A 20,506-nucleotide genomic window follows, 5' to 3' on the forward strand; every position below is an offset into this window, starting at 1 on the left:
TCGGTCATTCTGTACGACACATCCCCTGACTCTCGACGAGGAGCACATCTGTGAGCACCATCCGCCACTTCATCAACGGCGCCGACGCCGGCGAAACCGCCCGCACCCTGCCGGTGTACAACCCGGCCACCGGTGAGGTGCACCGCCAGGTTGCGGCCGCCTCGGCCGACGAGGTCGCCCACGCGATCGCCACGGCGAAGGCTGCCGCTCCGGCATGGCGGTCGTCGAGCCTCATCAAGCGCGCCGATGTGTTCTTCCGCCTGCGCCAGATCCTCGTCGAGCGCACCGACGAGCTCGCCGCGATCATCACCAGCGAGCACGGCAAGGTGCTCTCGGACGCCGCCGGCGAGGTCTCGCGCGGCATCGAGAACGTCGAGTTCGCCGCGGGCCTGCTGCACCACCTCAAGGGCGAGCGCGCCGAGCAGGTCGCGCGCGGCGTCGACGTGCACTCGGTCAAGCAGCCGGTGGGCGTGGTGGCGTGCATCACGCCGTTCAACTTCCCCGTCATGGTTCCGCTGTGGATGATCGCCTCGGCCATCGCCTGCGGCAACACCGTCGTACTCAAGCCCAGCGAGAAGGACCCCTCGGCCGCGCTCTGGATCGCCCGCGCCTTCCAGGAGGCCGGCCTGCCCGACGGCGTGCTCAACGTCGTCAACGGCGACAAGACCGCCGTCGACGCCCTGCTCGACGCGCGCGACGTCGCCGCCATCAGCTTCGTCGGCTCGACCCCGATCGCGAAGTCGATCTACGAGCGGGCCTCGGCCAACGGCAAGCGCGTGCAGGCACTCGGCGGCGCCAAGAACCACATGGTCGTCATGCCCGACGCCGACATCGAGGCTGCCTCCGCCGCCGCCATCTCGGCCGCCTACGGCTCGGCCGGCGAGCGCTGCATGGCCGTCTCGGTGCTCGTCGCCGTCGGCGACATCGCCGACGGGCTCGTCGAGGGCATCCGCTCACGCATCGGCGACCTGCGCATCGGCGACGGCACCGACCCGGCCAGCGAGATGGGCCCGCTCATCACCCGTGAGCACCGCGACAAGGTCGAGTCGTACGTCACCGGCGCCGCAGCCGAGGGCGCCACCGTCGTCGTCGACGGCACGCAGAAGCGCTTCGACAATGACGGGTTCTTCACCGGCGTCACCCTGCTCGACAACGTGCGCCCCGGCATGAAGGCCTACGACGAAGAGATCTTCGGCCCCGTGCTGTCGGTCGTGCGCGTCGAGACCTACGCCGACGCCGTCGAGCTCATCAATGCCAACGCCTTCGGCAACGGCACTGCGATCTTCACCCGCGACGGCGGGACCGCCCGCCAGTTCGAGTTCGACATCGAGGTCGGCATGGTCGGCGTCAACGTGCCGATCCCCGTGCCCGTGGGCGCCTTCTCGTTCGGCGGATGGAAGAACTCCCTGTTCGGCGACTCGCACATCTACGGCCCCGAATCGATCCACTTCTACACCCGCTCCAAGGTCGTCACCACCCGCTGGCCCGACCACACCCCCGCCCAGATCGACCTCGGCTTCCCGAGCAACCACTGATCGCGAAAGAGACACCGATATGGCACAGTTCACCGACCGGCACGGCGTGCAGCATCCGCTCCCCGCACCCGAGGCCGAAGCGCAGGTACGCGCCGACGACCGCTCCCACGTGTTCCACTCGTGGAGCGCCCAGGCGATGATCGACCCGCTGCCGGTCGCCGCCGGCGAGGGATCGACGTTCTGGGACTACGCGGGCAACGCGTACCTCGACTTCTCCAGCCAGCTGGTCAACCTCAACCTCGGTCACCAGCATCCCGATCTCGTCGCGTCGATCCAGCAGCAGGCCGGACGCCTCGCGACCATCCAGCCCGCCGTCGCCAACGACGTGCGCGGCGAGCTGGCCCGCCTCATCAGCGAGGTCGCCCCGGACGGGTTCGAGAAGGTGTTCTTCACCAACGGCGGCGCCGAGGCGAACGAGTACGCCGTGCGCATGGCCCGCCAGGCCACGGGACGCCGCAAGGTGCTCTCGATGTACCGCAGCTACCACGGCTCGACCTCGACCGCGATCTCGCTGACCGGCGACCCGCGCCGCTGGGCGAACGAAGTCAGCGATGCCGGAGCCGTGCGCTTCTTCGGCCCCTACCTGTACCGCTCGCCGTTCCACTCGACCACCCTCGCCGAGGAGTCGCAGCGTGCGCTGGAGCACCTCGAGCAGACGATCGTGCTCGAGGGGCCCTCGACCATCGCGGCGATCATCATCGAGACGGTCGTGGGCACCAACGGTGTGCTCGTGCCGCCGCCCGGCTACCTGCAGGGCGTGCGCGAGCTGTGCGACCGGTACGGCATCGTGTACATCGCCGACGAAGTCATGGTCGGCTTCGGCCGCCTGGGTGAGTGGTTCGGCATCCACGCGTTCGACGCCCAGCCCGACCTGATCACCTTCGCCAAGGGCGTCAACTCGGGCTACGTGCCCCTCGGTGGAGTCGTCATCTCGGATGCCATCGCGGCGCACTTCGACAAGACCGCCTTCCCCGGCGGGCTGACCTACTCGGGGCATCCGCTGGCCTGCGCCGCCGGTGTGGCGACGTTCGAGGTGTTCCGACGCGACGGCATCCTCGAGCGGGTGCGTGACCTGGGCGAGCGCGTCGTCGAGCCAACGCTGCGCGCGTGGGTCGACGCCCACCCGAGCGTCGGCGAGGTGCGCGGTCGCGGCCTGTTCTGGGCCGTCGAGCTGGTGCGCGACAAGGAGACGCGCGAGCCGCTGGTGCCGTTCAACGCGGCGGGAGCGGATGCTGCGCCGATGGGCGCGTTCGCTGCGGCGGCGAAGAAGGGCGGCGTGTGGCCGTTCACGCACTTCAACCGCATGCACGTCGCCCCGCCGCTGGTGATCAGCGAGGACGACCTGGTGCGTGGCCTGGCCGTGCTCGACGACGCCCTCTCGGTCGCCGACGAGTACACCGCCTGACACCCACCCGGCACCTCCTCAGCACCTCCCACGAGGGGTCAATAAACGCGGCATCGGGCACCCCCGACCCGACGTTTATTGGCCCCTCGTGGTGTTGGGGCCCCGTGGTGTTGGGTGGCTGTTGCGCGGGGACGACGAAGTGCGCCGGGGGATGCTCCCCGGCGCCCTTCGCGCTGTTCTGCGTGTCTCAGCGACTCACGTGTCAGCGCACGGGATCCAGCAGCGGGATCTCGTAGCGGTGCGGCGTACCGAAGCGGTGCGCCGTGACCGAGACGGCCTGCTCGCGCAGGAACGTCAGCAGCTCGACACGACCGGCCGCGACGACCGGGTTCGCGTAGATCGCCAGGCTCGGCGAGCCGTTCACGGCGGATGCGGTGGCACCGGCATCCGATCCGACCAGGCGCACGCGACCGTCGGCGTCGGCCAGGCGACGGGCGTGACCCGCCCAGGCCTGCGCGTCTTCGGTCACGACGACGACATCGTGCGCACCCAGCCAGGTGACGACGGGGGTCGGCAGGGCCGATGCCGTGCTCACCGTGACGCGCGAGCCGGCGCGCACACCGGCGGCAGCGACGCGGATCAGGTCGACGATGCGGCCACCGTCGAAACGGATGGCGGCGGGGATCGCCTGGTAGCGCAGGGCGTTGTGCTCGGTCACCAGACCGGTGGCATCGCGGACGACACCGAACTCGTCCGCCCACGCGTCGATGTCGGTGGCGAGAGCGCCGCGCAGCCAGGCCGCCTCATCGCCGTCGACCAGCTTGACGGCCGACAGGCCCAGCTCATCCAGCGGACGCGAGGTCGAGACGGGGGCATCCGTCCACTCCGACAGACCGACGAGGTAGTTCGGGCCGCCTGCCTTGGTACCCGCGCCGACGGCGGCCTTCTTCCATCCGCCGAACGGCTGGCGCTGCACGATGGCGCCCGTGGTGCCGCGGTTGACGTAAACATTGCCGGCCTCGATGCGCGAGAGCCACTGCTGGATCTCAGCCTCGTCGAGCGAGTGCAGACCCGAGGTCAGGCCGTACTCAATCGCGTTGACGATATCGATCGCCTCATCGAGCGTCTCGGCGGTCATCACGCCGAGCACGGGGCCGAAGTACTCGACCATGTGGAACTCACTGCCCGGCTGGACACCCTCGCGGATGCCCGGACGCCACAGGCGCCCCTCGTCGTCGAGCTTCTTCGGCTCGAGCATCCAGGACTGGCCCGGGTGCAGCTGCGTGAGCGCTCCGAGCAGCTTGCCCTCAGCGGGTCCGATCAGCGGACCGATGCGGGTCGAGCCGTTGCTGGGCGCGCCGACCTCGTACGCGCTGACCGCGTCAAGCAGCTGGCGACGGAAGCGGTCCGACTTCGCGACCGAGCCGACCAGCACCACCAGCGATGCGGCGGAGCACTTCTGACCGGCGTGACCGAACGCCGAGTAGACGGCGTCCTTGGCGGCGAGATCGAGGTCGGCCGAGGGGGTCACGATCAGGGCGTTCTTGCCGCTGGTCTCAGCCAGCAGCGGCAGGTCATTGCGGAACCCGCGGAACAGTTCGGCGGTCTCGTAGCCGCCGGTGAGGATCACGCGACCCACGGCCGGGTCGCTGACCAGCTGGGTGCCCAGCTCGCGTCCGTCGAGCTGCACGTACTGCAGCACGTCGCGCGGCACACCGGCCTCCCACAGTGCCTCGACCATGACGGCGCCCGAGCGGCGTGCCTGGCGTGCGGGCTTGATGATCACCGGCGAGCCGGTGGCGAGAGCCGACAGCACAGAGCCGGCGGGGATCGCGACGGGGAAGTTCCACGGCGGGGTGACGACCGTCAGGCCGACCGGCTGCATCGTGGCACCGTCGACGTCTGCGAGCTTCTTGGCGCTCTCGGCGTAGTAGTGCGCGAAGTCGATCGCCTCGGACACCTCGGGGTCGCCCTGCTCGATGACCTTGCCGGCCTCCGAACCCATGACCTCGAGCAGGTCACCGCGGTGCGCCTCAAGGATGTCACCGGCACGGTGCAGGACCTCGGCACGACCGGCGGCACCCAGCGCACGCCAGGCCTCACCGGCGGCGACGGCCGTTGCGATGCGCTCGTCGACCTGCGCGGCCGACTTCAGCGTGTTCGCCGCCACGGTGTCGTTGCCGAGCGTCGAACCCTCCATGCGGGCGCGGATCGCGTCGCCCCAGGCACGGTTGGCCGCCAGCGACGGGTCGGTGTCGGGGGTGTTGATGAAGCCGTCGCGCAGTGCGGGCACCGCGGGCTTGCTGCGGTCCTGCACACGGTTCGGACCGGGAACCTCGGTGGGCATCGAGGCGACGGATGCCAGGAAGCGCTGCTTCTCGCGGTCGAACAGCTTCGGGTCGGCGTCGAGATCGAACACGGCCGACATGAAGTTCTCGTGGCTGGCGCCCTCTTCAAGACGACGGATCAGGTAGGCGATCGCGACGTCGAACTCGTCGGGGTGCACGACCGGCGTGTACAGCAGCAGCGAGCCGACAGTGCGCTTGACGACCTCGGCCTGCGCCGAGGCCATGCCCAGCAGCATCTCGAACTCGATGCCGCTGGTGGCGCCGCGCTTCTCAGCGAGCAGCCAGGCCAGAGCGATGTCGAAGAGGTTGTGACCGGCCACACCGATGCGCACGTTCTTGACGCGCTCGGCCTGCAGCGAGTAGTCCAGGACGGCCTTGTACGAGGCATCCGACTCCTGCTTGGTCGACCAGGTCGCGAGCTCCCAGCCGTGCGACTCGGCGTCGACGGTCTCCATGGGCAGGTTGGCGCCCTTGACGACGCGCACCTTGATCGGCGCACCGCCGGCGGCCACGCGTGCGGCGGCCCACTCCTGAAGCTGGATCATCGCGCCGAGGGCGTCGGGCAGGTAGGCCTGCAGCACGATGCCGGCCTCGACGTTCTGGAACTCGGGGCGGTCGAGGATGCGCGTGAAGACCGCGATGGTGAGGTCGAGGTCCTTGTACTCCTCCATGTCGAGGTTGATGAAGGTGCCGTTCGACTTGGCGACCTCGTACAGCGGGCGCAGTGCCTCGATGGCCTCGTCGACGGCCTCGTCGAACGCCCAGGGGCTGTGCGGGGCAACGGTCGAGGACACCTTGATCGAGACGTAGTCGACGTCGTCGCGCTCGAGCAGGCGGCGGGTGCCGGCCAGACGACGGGCGGCCTCTTCCTGACCGAGGATGGCCTCGCCGAGCAGGTTGACGTTGAGGCGCACGTTCTCGGCCGAGCGGATGCGGCGGATGGCCGAGCCCAGCTGGGCGTCGCGGGCGTCGACGATGAGGTGGCGCACCATGCCGCGCAGCACGCGACGGCTGATCGGCACGACGATCCCGGGCAGGATCGGGGCGAAAGCGCCGCCCAGGGCGATGGCGCCGCGCAGCGGTGCGGGCAGGAACTTGGGGGTCAGCGGCACGATCTCGCGCAGGGCACGAGCGGCGACCTTGGTGTCTTCGGGGCGCACGACGCCGTCGACGAAGCCGACGGTGAATGCGAGGCCGTTCTCGTCGCGCAGCACGCCGGCGAGGCGCTGTGCAGCGACATCGGTAGGAACTTCGCGGCTCTGCACGAGCCACTGACGGACGAGTGCGACAGCGTCGTCGGCGAGCTCGGCGAGCTCGGCGGATGTGTCGGAGTCGGGAAGCAGAGGGGTGGTCATGTTCTCAGGATGCGGCCTGAGACCCCTAAAGAAAAGCGAACTTTTACGACGATGACTGTTTGGTTTCATCGATGGTTTTGTGGCGGGTGCGCCTACGGCGCCACCTTGCGGTGCGCGGCGAACGCGTCGGCAAGCGCCGCCCGCACCAGCGTCACGCTCTCGGATGCCCGTGCCGCCGACCGCACGGCGGTGAAAACCTCGCGCACGGGGGCGCCGGGAAGGGTCGCCAGACTCATGCCGCTGGGCTCATCTCCCCAGATCAGATCGGGCAACAACCCCACCGCATGACCCGCCGCGATGAGCCTCAGGTGAGCAGTCAGATCGTCGGCCTCGAACCGCACATCGGGCTCGAAACCCGCGGCCCGGCATTGCTGCACGGCCCAGTGGCGCACGGCCGTACCGGCCGGCTCCATGACCCAGACCCGGTCGGCGAGCTCAGCGAGACCACGCGGCTCTTCATCGGGCGGCAGCACGATGCGGATCGGATCCTCTCCCAGCAGTCGATGTTCGAGACCGGCGTGTACCTCGCGGGTATGTCCGGGGTACTGTTCGGCGATCACCAGATCGAATCGGCGCGCCGACAGCTCGAACAGGCTCTTCTCGGGCGGCAGCTCGGCCAGTTCCACCCGCAGCTGCGGGGCGCGTTCGGCCAGCAGCGTCAGCGCGGCCGGCACGATCGTCTGCGCCGCTGTCGGCATCGCGGCCAACCGCACGGGTTCGAGTGCCCCCGGCGCCGACAGCGCGGCCCGAGCAGCCTCGTCCAGTTCGAGCGCGCGAGCGGCGTGCTCTGCCAGCATCCGCCCCTCGGCCGTCAGTCGCACCCGGCGCCCGTCCGGCTCGAGCAGCGGTACCCCCGCTTCGCGCTCCAGCAGCGCGAGCTGCTGCGAGACCGTCGACGGACTGTACGACAGCGAGGCCGCCACCCCGGCGATCGTGCCGCGCAGTGCCAGCTCATGCAACAGGCGCAGGCGCCTCAGCTCGAACACGTGCCCATCCTAATTGCGGCCACCGCGGCACGCCTCAGATCGTGCGGACGTACGCGTGCGGCATCCGCTCGTGCATCACCCGGATCGCATCGGCGTTGTCGTCGACGAGCACCGCGTGCCGTCCGAGTGGGGCAGCCACGGCCCCGAGCGTCCCCGATCCCGCGAACAGGTCGAGCACACGATCTCCGGGCCGACTGGACGCCTGCACGATACGGCGCAGCACCCCCTCGGGCTTCTGCGTCGGGTATCCCGTCTTCTCGCGGCCGGTGGTCGGCACGATGGTGTGCCACCAGACGTCGGTGGGCAACTTGCCGCGCGCGGCCTTCTCAGCGGTCACGAGTCCCGGTGCCATGTACGGCTCACGATCGACGGCATCCGAGTCGAAGTAGTGCTCGCCGGGGGTCTTCGCGTAGACCAGGATCGTGTCGTGCTTGGTCGGCCAGCGTCGGCGCGACTTGGCGCCGTAGTCGTACGCCCAGATCAGCTCGTTGAGAAAGGCGTCGCGGCCGAACACGGCGTCGAGCATCACCTTGGCGTAGTGCGCTTCACGGTAGTCGAGGTGCAGATACAGGGTGCCGTCGGCGGCCAGCAGCCGCCACGCCTCTTCCAGGCGGGGGATGAGAAAGTCGCCGTAGTCGTCGAAACGGTCGTCGTATGCGCGCAGCATGCCGCGCACGCGCTCGTACGTGTGGCCGTGGAACCCCTGGCGCACCTCGCGGTCGACGCTCGGCTCGCCGGCTTCCGGTTCACAACTCCGGAGATCTGCGGCGGATTCGGCAGAATCTGCCGGTTCTGGGCCGGGATCATCCGGATTCTCCGGAGTTGCGTGCAGGCGACGGGCGGTGACGACCTGCCGTTCGCGGGTGCGCCCGGTGTTGAACGGCGGATCGAGGTAGACGAGGGTGAACGATCCGGATGCCAGGGTGGGCGCGACGGCCAGATTGTCGCCCTGGATGATCTCGACCGAGCCCCGAGCAGCGGACTCGGTCACGGAACCCTGTGCAGCCACGCGTCGGTGGCGAACTTCGACTGCACCAGTTGCTCGGCGGCCGCGTACTCGTCGTCCGAGATCGCGCCGTCCTCGGCGCCGGTGAGCGCGCGGAACGTGCTCTTGAATCGCTCGATGATCTCGGAGCGCTCCATGCCGGTCTGCGTGCGCAGCGGGTCGACGCGCTTGGCGGCCGACGTGGTGCCCTTGTCGCTGAGCTTCTCGCGTCCGATGCGCAGCACCTCGGTCATCATCTGGCCGTCGATGTCGTACGAGATGGTGGCGTGGTGCAGCACGCCACCGTTGGCGAGGCGCTTCTGCGCCGCACCGCCGATCTTGCCGGTGGGTGAGGCGATGTCGTTGAGCGGCTGATACGTCGCCTCGATACCGAGCGAGCGCAGCGCCTGCAGCACCCAGTCGTCGAGGAAGGCGTACGAGTCGGCGAACGTCATGCCCTGCACGAGGGATGCCGGAACGTACAGCGAGTATGTGATGATCTGGCCCGCGGCCATCATCATCGCGCCGCCACCCGAGATGCGGCGCACGACGTCGAAGCCGTGCTTCACGGCACCGTCGGGGTCGACCTCGTTGCGGTACGACTGGAACGAGCCGATCACCACGGCCGATTCGTCCCACTCCCAGATGCGCAGGGTGGGGCGCCGGCGCCCTTCGCCGACGCGGGCGGTGAGCACTTCGTCGAGGGCGAGGTTCATGCGCGGCGAGACGGCCTTCTCGTGCACGACCTCCCAGTCGAAGTCACTCCATCCGGGGGCGGTGACCAGGGCGCGCCGCACGGCAGTGCCGACGGCCTCGGGCGAGAACCCGAGCAGCTGCGCGCCGTCGGGCAGGGCCGCGCGCACGGCGGCGGCGATCGTGGCCGAGTCGGCTTCGACCGGCATACCCTCGACCGCGGCGTTGATGGCGTCGAGGGCCGTGTCGGGTTCGAGGAAGAAGTCGCCCGCGAGGCGGAAGTCGCGGATCAGGCCGTCTTCGACCTCGAGATCGACGACGACGAGCTTTCCACCGGGAACCTTGTACTCACCATGCACCCGTCCAGCTTAAGCCGCCGGGTCGCGAGCGCACCGGGTTCACGCCCGGACAGGCACCCTCGCGTCGAGCCAGGCCAGCAGGTCGGCACGCACGGATTCGGCCTGCAGCTCGTGGAAGATCTCGTGCCGGGCATCGGGGTACACCAGTGTGGTGACGTCGGTGAGCCCGGATCGCGTGCGGTAGGCGTCGGCGAGTTTGTGCACACTGCGGGGGCCGCCGACCGGATCGTCGCCGCCGACCATCAGCAGCACGGGGATGTCGCGTCCGAGGTCGCGTGCCGGTCGGCCGTACAGGCGCAGCGCCTCGATCGGGCCGAACAGTTTCAGCAGAGGCGTCTCGGTCGTGAGCGGGTCGTCGCGGAACGCCTCCCACACGGCGGGGTCGCGCGAGAGCCACTCCAGGCCGTGCGCGTCGGGCCCCGCCCAGCGCGCGTTCAACGGCGCCGCATTCAGGTCACCGGGGGTGCGCAGCGCCGAGCCGGTCAGCACGACGGCGTCGTACGCCTCGGGATGCTGGTTCACCAGCATCTGCGACAGGAACGACCCCCAGGAATGACCGATCAGCACGAGCGGCAGTTCCGGATGGTGGGTGCGGATGATCCCGGTGAGCTGCCAGCAGGCGGCGACGGCGGCGCGCAGACCGCCCGGCCCCAGTCGGCCGAGCTTCGCCGGGCCGCCGTGTTGTCTGATGCCGGTGCGCCCGTGGCCGCGGTGGTCGTCGGCGTAGACGTGGAAGCCGGCCGCGGTGAGAGCGTCAATGACGGCCCCATAGCGGCCGGCGTGCTCACCGACGCCGTGCAGCAGCTGCACGACGCCGCGCGGTTCGCCCGCTGCCGTGTACACGTCGTACACGATCGATATCCCGTGGGCGTCGACGAACTCGGCTGTTGTGGGTGCGGCCATGGCCCGAGTCTACGGATTTCGCTCGGCGCGGGTCAGGCGACGACCGGGGCGAGGGCGGCGACGACGGCCAGTGCCGCGTCGCGATCGGTGGTCTCGTAGCCACCGACGCCGTCGCTGGCGGATCCCAGGCGGACTCCCCCATCGGCGGTCACCGTGCGCTTGGCCGAGAAGTGCACCGCGTCGACTCCGGTGGCGGCGATCGCGACGACGTCGGATGCCGTGATGCCGCTGCCGGCCATGACCTCGATGCCGCCGTCGGCCTCGGCGACGAGCGCGCGCAGCACGTCGACGCCGTCGACCGCGCGCGAGGCGCCACCCGAGGTCAGGACACGTCGGATGCCGAGTTCTCGCGCCGTACGCAGCGCGGCGATCGGGTCCCGGGTGGTGTCGATCACACGGTGCAGCGTCACCGGGGCGCCAGCGGCAGCATCCACCAGTCGTGCGAGACCCTCCCGGTTGAGCGCGCCGTCGTCGCCCTGGCATCCGACGACGACACCGTGCGCACCCGCGGCGAGCGCGAGGCGCACATCGCGCGCCATGAGGGCGATCTCGTCGGCGTCGTAGTGGAAGTCGCCGGCACGGGAGCGCACCAGGGCGTGCACCTCGGGGCCGTCGTCCCCCGCGACCTCGCGGGTGATTTCGATCGTCGCCTGGGAGGGCGTGAGCCCGCCGAGGGCCAGCGCCTGGGTGAGTTCGACGCGCGCCGCACCCGCCTCGCGCGCGATGCGCATTCCGGCAGGGTCCTGGATGGCGATTTCAAGCGCGAGTGACATGAAAACGATTTTCGCAGGATCGCCCTCGACGTCAAGTGTTCTGGTCTTTATTTTCACGCCCCCGAAATGTATCCCCCGGATCACCCAAAAGTTAGTTAGGCTATCTAAGCAATGACTGCCGATCTCCCCGCCACCGCCACTGAACTCCGCTACGCCGTCTTCCGCCTCGCCCGGCGCCTCCGCTGCGCGCGAGCCGTCGACTCCCTGAGCGACGCGCAGCTGGCGATCCTGGGCGGCCTGCGCGCGCACGGCAGGCACACGCTGTCGCGGCTCGCCGAGCGCGAACGCGTCACCGCGCCGACCATGAGCGCCATCGTCGGCGGGCTGGTCGAGATGGGTCTCGTTGTGCGCATCCCCGACGAGGACGACCGCCGCCGGGTGCACGTCGAGATCACGCCGCAGGGCGAGGACGTGGTCACCGAGACCATCCGCCGCCGCGACGAGCTGCTGGCGGCGATGATCACCGACGCGGGCCTCGACGACAGCGACCTCGCGGTGCTGCGCGAGGCGGCCGCCCTGCTGCAGAAGATGGCCGACGCATGAGCGGCATGTTCCGGTCGTTCCGCACCTTCAACTACCGCACCTGGTTCCTCGGCGGCGTCATCTCGAACATCGGCGGCTGGATGCAGGCGACCGCCCAGGACTGGGTGGTGCTCACCGAGCTGACCGACAACGACGCCACCGCGATGGGCATCACCATGGCGCTGCAGTTCGGCCCACCGCTAGTGCTGGTCAGCATGACCGGTTGGGTGGCCGACCGGTTCGACCGGCGCAAGGTGCTTCTCGTGACGCAATCCACGCTGATGCTGCTGGCGCTCGGCGTCGCGGCGCTGCTGCTGACCGGCGTCATGACGCTTCCGCTGATGTTCTGCTTCGCGGCAGCGTTCGGCGTCGCGAACGCCTTCGACGCCCCGGCCCGCCAGGCGTTCGTGTCGGACATGGTGAGCATCGACGACGCCTCGAATGCCGTCGCGCTGAACTCGGCGGCGTTCAACATGGCCCGCCTGATCGGCCCGGCCGTCGGCGGTCTGCTGATCGTCGTGCTCGGCAGCGGATGGGTATTCGTCGCCAACGCCGTCACCTTCCTCGCCATGATCATCGCCCTGCTCGCGATGCGCGTGCACGAGCTGATCCCCCGCACCAAGGACCACCGCTCGGGTGGCCTCGCCGAGGGCTTCCGGTACGTCTGGGGCCGGCCCGACCTCGTCGTGGTGTTCGTGATGGTGTTCCTGATCGGCGCGTTCGGCATGAACTTCCCGATCTTCGCCTCGACGATGGCTCTGGAGTTCGGCAAGGACGCCGATGGCTACGGCGTGCTCAGTTCGGTACTCGCGATCGGGTCCGTGGCGGGCGCACTGCTCGCGGCGCGGCGCGACCGCGCCCGGGTGAGGGTGCTGGTGCTCTCGGCGGGAGGGTTCGGGCTGGCATCCGTCCTCTCGGCGTTCTCGCCGACGTACTGGACCTACGCGTTCGTGCTCGTCTTCGTCGGGTTCAGCATCGTCTCGATGCTGACCACCGCCAACGGCTACGTGCAGACGACGACCGACCCGGCACTGCGCGGCCGAGTGCTCGCGCTGTACATGGCGGTCATCATGGGGTCGACGCCGATCGGCGCGCCGATCGCCGGGTGGATCGTCGATGCGTTCTCGGCGCGCACCGCGATCGTCGTCGGCGGCGTCGCCGGCATCATCGCATTCGGGATCGGCGTCGGGTGGATGCTGTGGTCCGGCCGCCTGCACCGGCGCGAGGGTGCGAGGTTCCGGCTCACGCTCGACGAGACCCGACCGGTCTCGGTCGTGCGCGCGATGGAACCCGAGACCTTCGACGAGCGCACCGCGATCACCTCGCCGATCCGCCTGCCCCGCCTTCGCAAGAGCAAGCGCTGACCCGTGCAGCGGCATCCGCGCTCACTGCTCCTCGCGCTCGGCGCGCTGACGGCCTTCGGCCCGCTCTCACTCGATGTCTACCTGCCGTCGCTGCCACAGCTCGGCAGTGACCTGGGCGCCTCCGAGTCGCTGACCCAGTTCACCCTGAGTGCGTGCATGATCGGCCTGGCGCTGGGCCAGCTGCTGTGGGGGCCGATCAGTGACCGGTACGGACGGCGGATGCCGCTGTTCATCGCGATCACCGGGTTCATCGTCACCTCGCTGCTGTGCGCCGTAGCACCCACGATCGAGGTGCTGATCGGCATCCGCATCGTGCAGGGACTGTGTGGCGCCGCCGGAATGGTGATCGCCCGCGCCGTGGTGCACGACCTGTTCTCGGGTGCCGAAGCGGTCGCGGCGTACTCCACACTCGCCGCCGTGCTCGGCATCACGCCGGTGCTCGCCCCGCTCGTGGGCGGCGGCATCGCCCTGGTGTCGGACTGGCGTGGCGTCTTCGTGACGCTCGCCGTGATCGGTGCGCTGCTGCTCGCGGTCGCCGCCCTCGCCGTCCCCGAGACGCACGCCCCCGACGACCGCACCGCCGGTGGCATCCGCAACGACTTCCGCGGCATCGGTGCGGCCCTCACGAACGGTCCGTTCATGCTCGCGGCCGCCACGCTCGGTCTCGCCTCGATCGCCCTGTTCTCGTACCTGCAGATGTCGCCGTTCGTGCTGCAGCAGCAGTACGGTCTGAGTCCGCAGGGCTTCGCCCTGGTGTTCGCGGCGAACTCGGTCGGCATCCTCGCCGCTGCGACCCTCAACCGGCGCCTCGCCCGCCGAGCCCCCGCTCAGCGGGTCGTGCGGTGGTCGTTGTCGATCGCCGCGGCAGCCGCGATCGCGGTGCTGCTGGCCGGAATGCTCGACTCGTCACTGCCGTGGCTGCTGGTGCCGCTGTTCGTTGTCATGTCATCGCACGGCATCAACAACCCCTCGCTCACCGCGCTCGGTTTGGGCCAGATCACGCGCAGCGCCGGGTCGGCATCCGCCGTGCTCGGCACCGTCTCGATGCTGCTGGGCGCCCTCGTGCCGCCGCTGGTCTCGCTGTTCGGAGTCTCGGCCGCGGTTCTCGGCGGAACCATGCTCGCAGCGCTCGTCGGGGCACTCGTGCTGCTGGCCGTGGCGAGCGCCCGCGGCGCCCGGAACGCGTAGCCCCGCCTCGCGCGAAGATCAGGCGCACGACGCGGGCCGGGGCTCGTAACGTGGAGTCGTGAGGCGATCCGGTGCGGCGGCAGCGGCCGGTGGCGCGGCAGCGCTGCTGGGCGCAGGAGCAGGCGAGCTCGTCGCGGCCCTGGCGGCTCCGACGGCCAGCCCGTTCGCCGTGATCGGCGGCGCCCTCATCGACGCGGCGCCGACATGGGCGAAAGACACCGCGATCGCCTGGTTCGGCACGGCCGACAAGCTCGCGCTGCTGATCGGCATCGGCGTCGCGCTGCTCGCCGTTGCGGCCATCGCAGGCGTCGCCGAATCTCGGTGGCGGGGTGTCGGCGTCATCGCGTTCGCCGCGCTGGGCGTCGGAGTCGGCGTTCTCGCGCTCACCCGGGCCGACGCGGGACCACTGTCGTGGCTGCCCGCCGTCATCGCGGGCGCCGTCGCAGCGGTGTTCCTGCGCACGCTGCTCTCGCTCGCGCCTGCCGAAGGGGTCGTGCCCGCCGAAGGGGTCGTGCCCGCCGAGGGTGTCGTGCCGTCCGAGAGGGTCGCGCCGGAGGGCGCACCATCTGACACGTCCGCGCACTCCCGGCGGCGCTTCCTCGCCTGGACCGGTGGTGCCGCGATCGTCGGGGTCGCCTTGGCGGTGGGCGGCACGCTTGCCCGCGCCGGCTCGACCGCGGTCATGGTCGTGCGCGACGCGATCCGCCTGCCCCGACCGGCCCTGCCCGCTCCGGCGGCGCCGGCCGGCGCAGCGCTCGATGTCGCCGGGCTCAGCCCACTGATCACTCCGAACAGCGACTTCTACCGCATCGACACCGCCCTCGTGGTGCCCACCGTCGACCCGGCGCAGTGGCAGCTGCGCATCCATGGTCTGGTCGACCACGAGGTGCGGCTGACCTGGGACGAGCTGCTCGCCCTGCCGCTGATCGAGGCACCGGTCACCCTGTCGTGCGTATCGAATCCGGTGGGTGGAGACCTGGTCGGCAACGCTGTGTGGCTGGGATACCCGATCCGCGAGCTCCTTGCCCGTGCTCAGCCGCACGCCGACGCCGATATGGTGCTGTCGACCTCGGCCGACGGCTTCACCGCCGGCACACCCTTGGAAGCGCTCACCGACGACCGCGACGCTCTGCTCGCGATCGGCATGAACGGCGAACCCCTCCCTCTGGAGCACGGCTTTCCCGTGCGGATGGTGGTGCCCGGCCTGTACGGGTACGTCTCGGCGACGAAGTGGGTGACCGACCTTGAGGTGACCCGCTTCGATCGGTCGCGGGCGTACTGGACCGACCGCGGCTGGTCGGCACGCGGCCCGATCAAACTGCAGTCGCGCATCGACGTACCACGCTCGGGAGCGCAGATCACCGCCGGCGACGCCGTGATCGCCGGCGTCGCCTGGCAGCCCGGCACCGGTGTATCCGGCGTCGAGGTGCAGGTCGACGACGAGCCGTGGCAGCGTGCCGAGCTCGCCCCGGCGCTCTCGTCCGACACGTGGGTGCAGTGGCGGATGCCCTGGCGCGCCACCCCGGGGGCGCACGTGCTGCGCTGCCGGGCGATCGATGCCGACGGGAACGCCCAGACCGGGGCATCCGCTCCTCCCGCGCCCGACGGCGCGACCGGATGGCACACCGTCACCGCGACCGTGGCGTGAGCCCCATTCCGCCGGCGGCACGACAGGAGTAGCGTCCTGTCGCATGGACCTCATCATCCGCACGCGCGGGCTGACGAAGACGTACGGACGGGTGCACGCCCTCGACGGCCTCGACCTCGAGATCGGTGCCGGGCAGGTGCACGGCTTCCTCGGCCCCAACGGCGCCGGCAAGTCCACCGCGATCCGCGTGTGCCTGGGGCTGGCGCGCAAGACGGGCGGAGATGCGTCGGTGTTCGGCGAGGATCCGTGGACGTCGGCCGCGCGCCTGCATCGGCGCATCGCGTACGTGCCCGGCGATGTCAGCCTGTGGCCGAACCTGTCGGGCGGCGAGGCGATCGACCTGCTCGCCCGGTTGCGCGGCGCCCGCACCGACGCCGCCGACTACCGCGCACAGCGAGCGCGTCTGCTGGACGTGTTCCAGCTCGACCCACATAAGAAGGGTCGCTCGTACTCGAAGGGCAACCGGCAGAAGGTCGCGCTCGTCGCGGCTCTCGCGGTTCCCGCCGACCTGTACATCCTCGATGAGCCGACCAGCGGCCTGGACCCGCTGATGGAAGTGACGTTTCGGCATGAGCTCACCCGATTGAGGGACGGCGGCGCGACCGTGCTGCTCTCGAGCCACATCCTGAGCGAAGTCGAGCACACGTGCGATCACGTCTCGATCATCCGAGCGGGGCGCATCGTCGAGACCGGCACCCTCACCGACCTGCGGCACCTTACCCGCACCGAGGTCTCGTTCGACGCGACCTCCGACGACGCCCTGACAGGGATCCCCGAAGCCCACGACGGCGCTGTGCGTGGCGGCCGCGCCCGATTCACGGTCGACAGCGACCGGGTCACCGCCGTCCTCCCGGAACTCTCCCGTCGGGCCGTGACGGGACTGCGCATCGAACCGCCCTCGCTGGAGGAGCTGTTCCTGCGTCACTACGGCGACGTGGTGAACGACACAGCGTCCAACACGGTGGACGCACGCGGGAAGCTCCGTCGATGAGGACGCTCCTGCTGCTGCGGCTGCGCCGTGACCGCCTGCAGGTGCCGCTGTGGGTCGTCGGCACGACGCTGCTCGCTGCTGCCGCGGTCGGCGGTGTCACCGCCTCGTTCACGACCGAGGCCGACCGCCACGGGCTGCTGGCCGCGGTGATGGCCAATCCGGTCATCCTGCTGTTCCGCGGGTTGCCGTCCGGGTCGGGCGAGGCGCAGGTCGCGGTGTTCCTGATCCTCCCGTTCCTGTCGATGCTCGTCGGCATGATGAGCGTGTTCCTCGCCGTGCGCCACACCCGCACCGATGAGGAGCAGGGGCGGGCCGAACTGGTCGCCGCAACCCCCGCAGCGCGAATCCTGCCCCTGGCGGCGACCACCCTGCACGGCCTCCTCGTCACCACCGTGATCGGCGTCGGCATCGCCCTCGCGTTCATCACCCTGGGGTACCCGGTCGCGGGCTCACTCATCGCAGGGCTCGCCGTGGCATCCGTCGGTCTGTGCTTTCTCGGGGTCGGGCTGCTGTCGGCGCAGCTGATGCGCACCTCACGCGGCGCGAATTCCCTGGCCGTCTGGCTGCTGGTCGCGGCATACCTGACCGCCGGGCTCGGCAACGCGCTCGGCACGCCCAGCGACGACCTCACCCGTCTGGAGAGCAGCCCGCTGACCTGGCTGTCGCCCATCGGATGGGCCGAGAACACCCGCGCCTACGCCGATGACGTCGCCTGGCCGGCGCTGCTGGGCATCGCCCTGGGCGCGCTGCTCGCGAGCGCAGCGTTCCTCGTGCAGTCGACGCGCGATCTCGGCGAGGGCATCGTGCCGCAGCGGCACGGTCGTGCCTCGGCGTCGCGGATGCTGGGATCGCCGATCGGCCTGGCCTGGCGTCTGTCGCGCGGCGCCGCGTGGGGGTGGGCGACGGGCGGGCTGATCGCCGGCGTATTGGCCACGAGCCTCACCTCGGCGATGAACGAGCTCGCCCGGATCGACTCGGTGCAGCAGTTGCTCGAAGCGATGTCGCAGCAGAACGACATCGAGCAGAGCATGGTCGTGGTCTTCTACCTGATCGTCGGCGTGCTCGCCTCGTGCGCCGCTGTGCAGACGGTCTGCCGGGCCCGTCAGGAAGAAGCACACGGCACCGCCGAGCCCGTCCTGGCGGGCGCCGTCGACCGAACCCGCTGGCTGGCATCGCACCTCGTGGTGGCGGCTGCCGCGGCGGCGCTGACCCTGGCCGCCGCGATCGCAGGATCGGCACTGGGAGGTCTGCGCGGCGGTGCCGACCTGGTCGCCGACGCTGTCATCGCCGGCGTGGGCCAGGCGCTGGCGGCCGCAGTGATCCTAGCGCTGACCGCGGTGGTCTTCGTCGTCGCGCCGCGAGCGACGATCGTCTTCGGGTGGATGCTGGTGCTCGTCGCGTTGCTCATCGGCCTGTTCGGCCCGCTGTTCTCGCTACCGGAATGGGCGACCCGGCTGTCGCCGTTCGCGCAGGCACCGGTGCCGGGCCCCGACGGAATCGATGTCAATGGCGGATGGTGGCTGCTCGCGATCACCGTGCTGGGTGCTGCGGCGGCGCTGTGGCTGATGCGCCGACGCGAGTTGCACCCCGCATCCTGAGGCCGCATTCGTCACCGGTGACCCGCACTGGATAGCGTGGAGGGCATGAGCGGACACGGCGAGGCGACTCAGACGACCGAGACCGAGACGCGCGAACCCCAGGTTCTGCGATGGGTCTTCTGGCCCGCGGCGGCGATCATCATCGCGTTCGTCTTGTTCACCCTGCTGTTCCCGCAGGTCGCCGAAGAGGTGTTCGCGGCCGTGCAGACCTCGATCGTGAACGCCTTCAACTGGTACTACGTGCTGATCGCGGCGTTCTTCGTCGCGTTCAGCCTGTTCCTCGGCTTCAGCCGGTTCGGTGACATCAAGCTCGGGCGAGACGACGAAGAGCCCGAGTTCTCGCTGATGAGCTGGTTCTCGCTGCTGTTCGCCGCCGGAATGGGCATCGGTCTGGTCTTCTACGGTGTCAGCGAACCGCTCAGCCACTTCGTGAGCCCGCGGCCCGGCGTGACCGGAACACCCGAGCAGCTCGCACAGGGGGCGCTGGGGCAGACGTACCTGCACTGGGGTGTGCACGCCTGGTCGATCTATGTCGTGATCGGTCTCGCCCTGTCGTACGCGATCCATCGCCGTCGGCGTCCCGTGTCGATCCGGTGGACGCTCGAGCCGCTCCTCGGCAAGCGCGTCGAAGGCGGCTGGGGGCACACGATCGACGTGATCGCCCTGGTCGGCACCCTCTTCGGCGTCGCAACCTCGCTCGGGCTCGGTGTGCTGCAGATGAGCTCGGGCCTGCACGCGGCAGGCTTCGCCGACCCCGACGAGGCGACCCAGGTCGTGCTGATCCTCATCATCTCGGTGTTCGTGCTGATGTCGGTGCTGTCGGGCGTCACCCGCGGTATGAAGTGGCTGTCGAACGCCAACCTGGTGCTGGCCGGGCTGCTGGTGCTCTACCTGCTGGCTGTCGGCCCGACCGAGTTCCTGTTGCGCGACTTCGTGCAGTCGATCGGGTACTACGTGCAGAACTTCGTGGGTCTGTCGTTCAACGTGAGTGCGTTCCAGGGCGAGGCCGGCGAGCAATGGCAGGCGGGGTGGACGTCGTTCTACTGGGGCTGGTGGATCTCATGGGCGCCCTTCGTCGGCATCTTCATCGCCCGGGTCTCGAAGGGCCGCTCGGTGCGCGAGTTCGTGATCGGCGTGATCATGGTGCCGACGCTGCTCGGCATCCTGTGGTTCGCCGTGCTCGGCGGCTCTGGGCTGGCGATGGAACTCGCCAACCCGGGCACCCTCACCGGACCCGACGGCGAAGTGGACTTGCAGGGTGCGCTGTTCGAGATGCTGCAGCACGTGCCCGGGTCGGCAATCGTCAGCATCGGAGTGCTGTTGCTGCTGACGATCTTCTTCGTGACCTCGGCCGATTCGGGCGCCCTGGTGATGGGCATGATCGCCACCGGTGGCAAGCCCGAACCGCGCCGGTGGATCCGCACGTTCTTCGTCGCGGCGACGGCCCTGCTGGCGATCGCGCTCCTGCTGGCCGGAGGCCTCACCGCGCTGCAGACGGCGGCGATCACGATCGCACTGCCGTTCAGTGTGGTGATGCTGCTGATCTGCTGGTCGACTGTCGTGGCGTTCACCCGTGAGCGCCGCGCCTATGCGAAGGCCGAGCGTGCGCAGTTCATCGACCGGATCGGCGACTACTACGGCCTGGAGGTCGAGGCGCACGACGCCACCGGCGTGCTGGGAGCCCAGCCCCGATGGATGCGTAGCCTGCAGCGCCGGTTCGGGCTGCCCGTGGCGCCGACCGAACCGTCGCGCATCACGCCGACAGCACTCGCGATCGAGAGCCACGTGGATGCGTCGCCGTCGACGATCGACGTCGACGTGCTCGTGGATCAGGACGAGCTCGCCGGCCTCGACGACCCCGACGTTCCCTCGCAGGACGCAGGCCCGTTCCTGAAGGACTGACGCCCCGCGCG

Annotated in this window: 15 protein-coding genes; 9 read left to right on the top strand and 6 right to left on the bottom strand. The window is 69.9% G+C overall.

Going from position 1 to position 20,506, the window contains the following annotated elements; translation table 11 throughout:
* Positions 1–50: 50 nt before the first annotated feature.
* Complete coding sequence (locus JF543_RS00110; protein ID WP_179409891.1) at positions 51–1,535, top strand: CoA-acylating methylmalonate-semialdehyde dehydrogenase; 1,485 nt, start codon at positions 51–53, stop codon at positions 1,533–1,535.
* Between the two features lie 19 nt (positions 1,536–1,554).
* Positions 1,555–2,940 (top strand): aspartate aminotransferase family protein, encoded by a 1,386-nt coding sequence (locus JF543_RS00115; RefSeq protein ID WP_206551145.1) that lies wholly within the window; start codon positions 1,555–1,557, stop codon positions 2,938–2,940.
* Between the two features lie 202 nt (positions 2,941–3,142).
* On the opposite strand, the gene JF543_RS00120 is transcribed toward JF543_RS00115, so the two are convergent.
* The 6 genes from JF543_RS00120 to JF543_RS00145 form a co-directional block, all read right to left on the bottom strand.
* Complete coding sequence (locus JF543_RS00120; protein WP_206822392.1) at positions 3,143–6,583, bottom strand: bifunctional proline dehydrogenase/L-glutamate gamma-semialdehyde dehydrogenase; 3,441 nt, start codon at positions 6,581–6,583, stop codon at positions 3,143–3,145.
* A 92-nt stretch (positions 6,584–6,675) separates the two neighbouring features.
* Positions 6,676–7,569: a LysR family transcriptional regulator gene (locus JF543_RS00125; protein ID WP_206551143.1), complete on the bottom strand. Its 894-nt coding sequence runs from the start codon at positions 7,567–7,569 to the stop codon at positions 6,676–6,678.
* A 34-nt stretch (positions 7,570–7,603) separates the two neighbouring features.
* A complete protein-coding gene (locus tag JF543_RS00130; protein ID WP_206822393.1) occupies positions 7,604–8,560 on the bottom strand; it encodes a DNA methyltransferase in 957 nt (318 codons plus the stop codon).
* Positions 8,557–9,606 (bottom strand): lipoyl protein ligase domain-containing protein, encoded by a 1,050-nt coding sequence (locus tag JF543_RS00135; RefSeq protein ID WP_206822394.1) that lies wholly within the window; start codon positions 9,604–9,606, stop codon positions 8,557–8,559. The genes JF543_RS00130 and JF543_RS00135 overlap by 4 nt, the downstream gene beginning before the upstream one ends.
* 39 nt (positions 9,607–9,645) lie before the next feature.
* Entirely contained in the window at positions 9,646–10,509 is an 864-nt protein-coding gene (locus JF543_RS00140) for an alpha/beta fold hydrolase (protein ID WP_206822395.1), read from the bottom strand.
* A gap of 32 nt (positions 10,510–10,541) precedes the next feature.
* Positions 10,542–11,282, bottom strand: coding sequence for a copper homeostasis protein CutC (locus tag JF543_RS00145; RefSeq protein ID WP_206822396.1), 741 nt, complete (start codon positions 11,280–11,282; stop codon positions 10,542–10,544).
* A 111-nt stretch (positions 11,283–11,393) separates the two neighbouring features.
* Here JF543_RS00145 and JF543_RS00150 point away from each other — a divergent pair, with 111 nt between their 5' ends.
* Genes JF543_RS00150 through JF543_RS00180 form a run of 7 tightly spaced genes read left to right on the top strand, consistent with a single transcriptional unit; the run spans position 11,394 to position 20,495 of the window.
* Positions 11,394–11,825 carry a MarR family winged helix-turn-helix transcriptional regulator gene (locus JF543_RS00150; protein ID WP_206822397.1) on the top strand — a complete coding sequence of 144 codons (432 nt, stop codon included), beginning with the start codon at positions 11,394–11,396 and terminating at the stop codon, positions 11,823–11,825.
* A gap of 5 nt (positions 11,826–11,830) precedes the next feature.
* On the top strand, positions 11,831–13,168 hold the full coding sequence (locus JF543_RS00155; protein WP_206824157.1) for an MFS transporter: 1,338 nt from the start codon (positions 11,831–11,833) through the stop codon (positions 13,166–13,168).
* 3 nt (positions 13,169–13,171) lie between these two features.
* The gene (locus JF543_RS00160; protein WP_179409882.1) at positions 13,172–14,356 is read left to right on the top strand and encodes a multidrug effflux MFS transporter; all 1,185 of its coding nucleotides are present in this window, start codon (positions 13,172–13,174) and stop codon (positions 14,354–14,356) included.
* A 58-nt stretch (positions 14,357–14,414) separates the two neighbouring features.
* The gene (locus JF543_RS00165; RefSeq protein ID WP_206822398.1) at positions 14,415–16,004 is read left to right on the top strand and encodes a molybdopterin-dependent oxidoreductase; all 1,590 of its coding nucleotides are present in this window, start codon (positions 14,415–14,417) and stop codon (positions 16,002–16,004) included.
* A gap of 43 nt (positions 16,005–16,047) precedes the next feature.
* Positions 16,048–16,995: an ABC transporter ATP-binding protein gene (locus tag JF543_RS00170; RefSeq protein ID WP_206822399.1), complete on the top strand. Its 948-nt coding sequence runs from the start codon at positions 16,048–16,050 to the stop codon at positions 16,993–16,995.
* Positions 16,992–18,593 (top strand): ABC transporter permease, encoded by a 1,602-nt coding sequence (locus JF543_RS00175; RefSeq protein WP_206822400.1) that lies wholly within the window; start codon positions 16,992–16,994, stop codon positions 18,591–18,593. Before JF543_RS00170 ends, JF543_RS00175 begins: the two co-directional genes overlap by 4 nt.
* Before the next feature lie 45 nt (positions 18,594–18,638).
* A complete protein-coding gene (locus JF543_RS00180; RefSeq protein WP_206822401.1) occupies positions 18,639–20,495 on the top strand; it encodes a BCCT family transporter in 1,857 nt (618 codons plus the stop codon).
* Positions 20,496–20,506: the final 11 nt, after the last annotated feature.

Origin of the sequence: Microbacterium esteraromaticum (assembly GCF_017303215.1) — a bacterium.
GTDB lineage: Bacteria > Actinomycetota > Actinomycetes > Actinomycetales > Microbacteriaceae > Microbacterium > Microbacterium esteraromaticum_C.

Bases quoted from the DNA above. Each gene is read 5' to 3' on its own strand.
- JF543_RS00150 (WP_206822397.1), top strand. From the start codon at position 11,394: ATGACTGCCGATCTCCCCGCCACCGCCACTGAACTCCGCTACGCCGTC.
- JF543_RS00145 (WP_206822396.1), bottom strand. From the start codon at position 11,282: ATGTCACTCGCGCTTGAAATCGCCATCCAGGACCCTGCCGGAATGCGC.
- JF543_RS00115 (WP_206551145.1), top strand. From the start codon at position 1,555: ATGGCACAGTTCACCGACCGGCACGGCGTGCAGCATCCGCTCCCCGCA.
- JF543_RS00140 (WP_206822395.1), bottom strand. From the start codon at position 10,509: ATGGCCGCACCCACAACAGCCGAGTTCGTCGACGCCCACGGGATATCG.
- JF543_RS00120 (WP_206822392.1), bottom strand. From the start codon at position 6,583: ATGACCACCCCTCTGCTTCCCGACTCCGACACATCCGCCGAGCTCGCC.
- JF543_RS00170 (WP_206822399.1), top strand. From the start codon at position 16,048: ATGGACCTCATCATCCGCACGCGCGGGCTGACGAAGACGTACGGACGG.
- JF543_RS00155 (WP_206824157.1), top strand. From the start codon at position 11,831: ATGTTCCGGTCGTTCCGCACCTTCAACTACCGCACCTGGTTCCTCGGC.
- JF543_RS00175 (WP_206822400.1), top strand. From the start codon at position 16,992: ATGAGGACGCTCCTGCTGCTGCGGCTGCGCCGTGACCGCCTGCAGGTG.
- JF543_RS00180 (WP_206822401.1), top strand. From the start codon at position 18,639: ATGAGCGGACACGGCGAGGCGACTCAGACGACCGAGACCGAGACGCGC.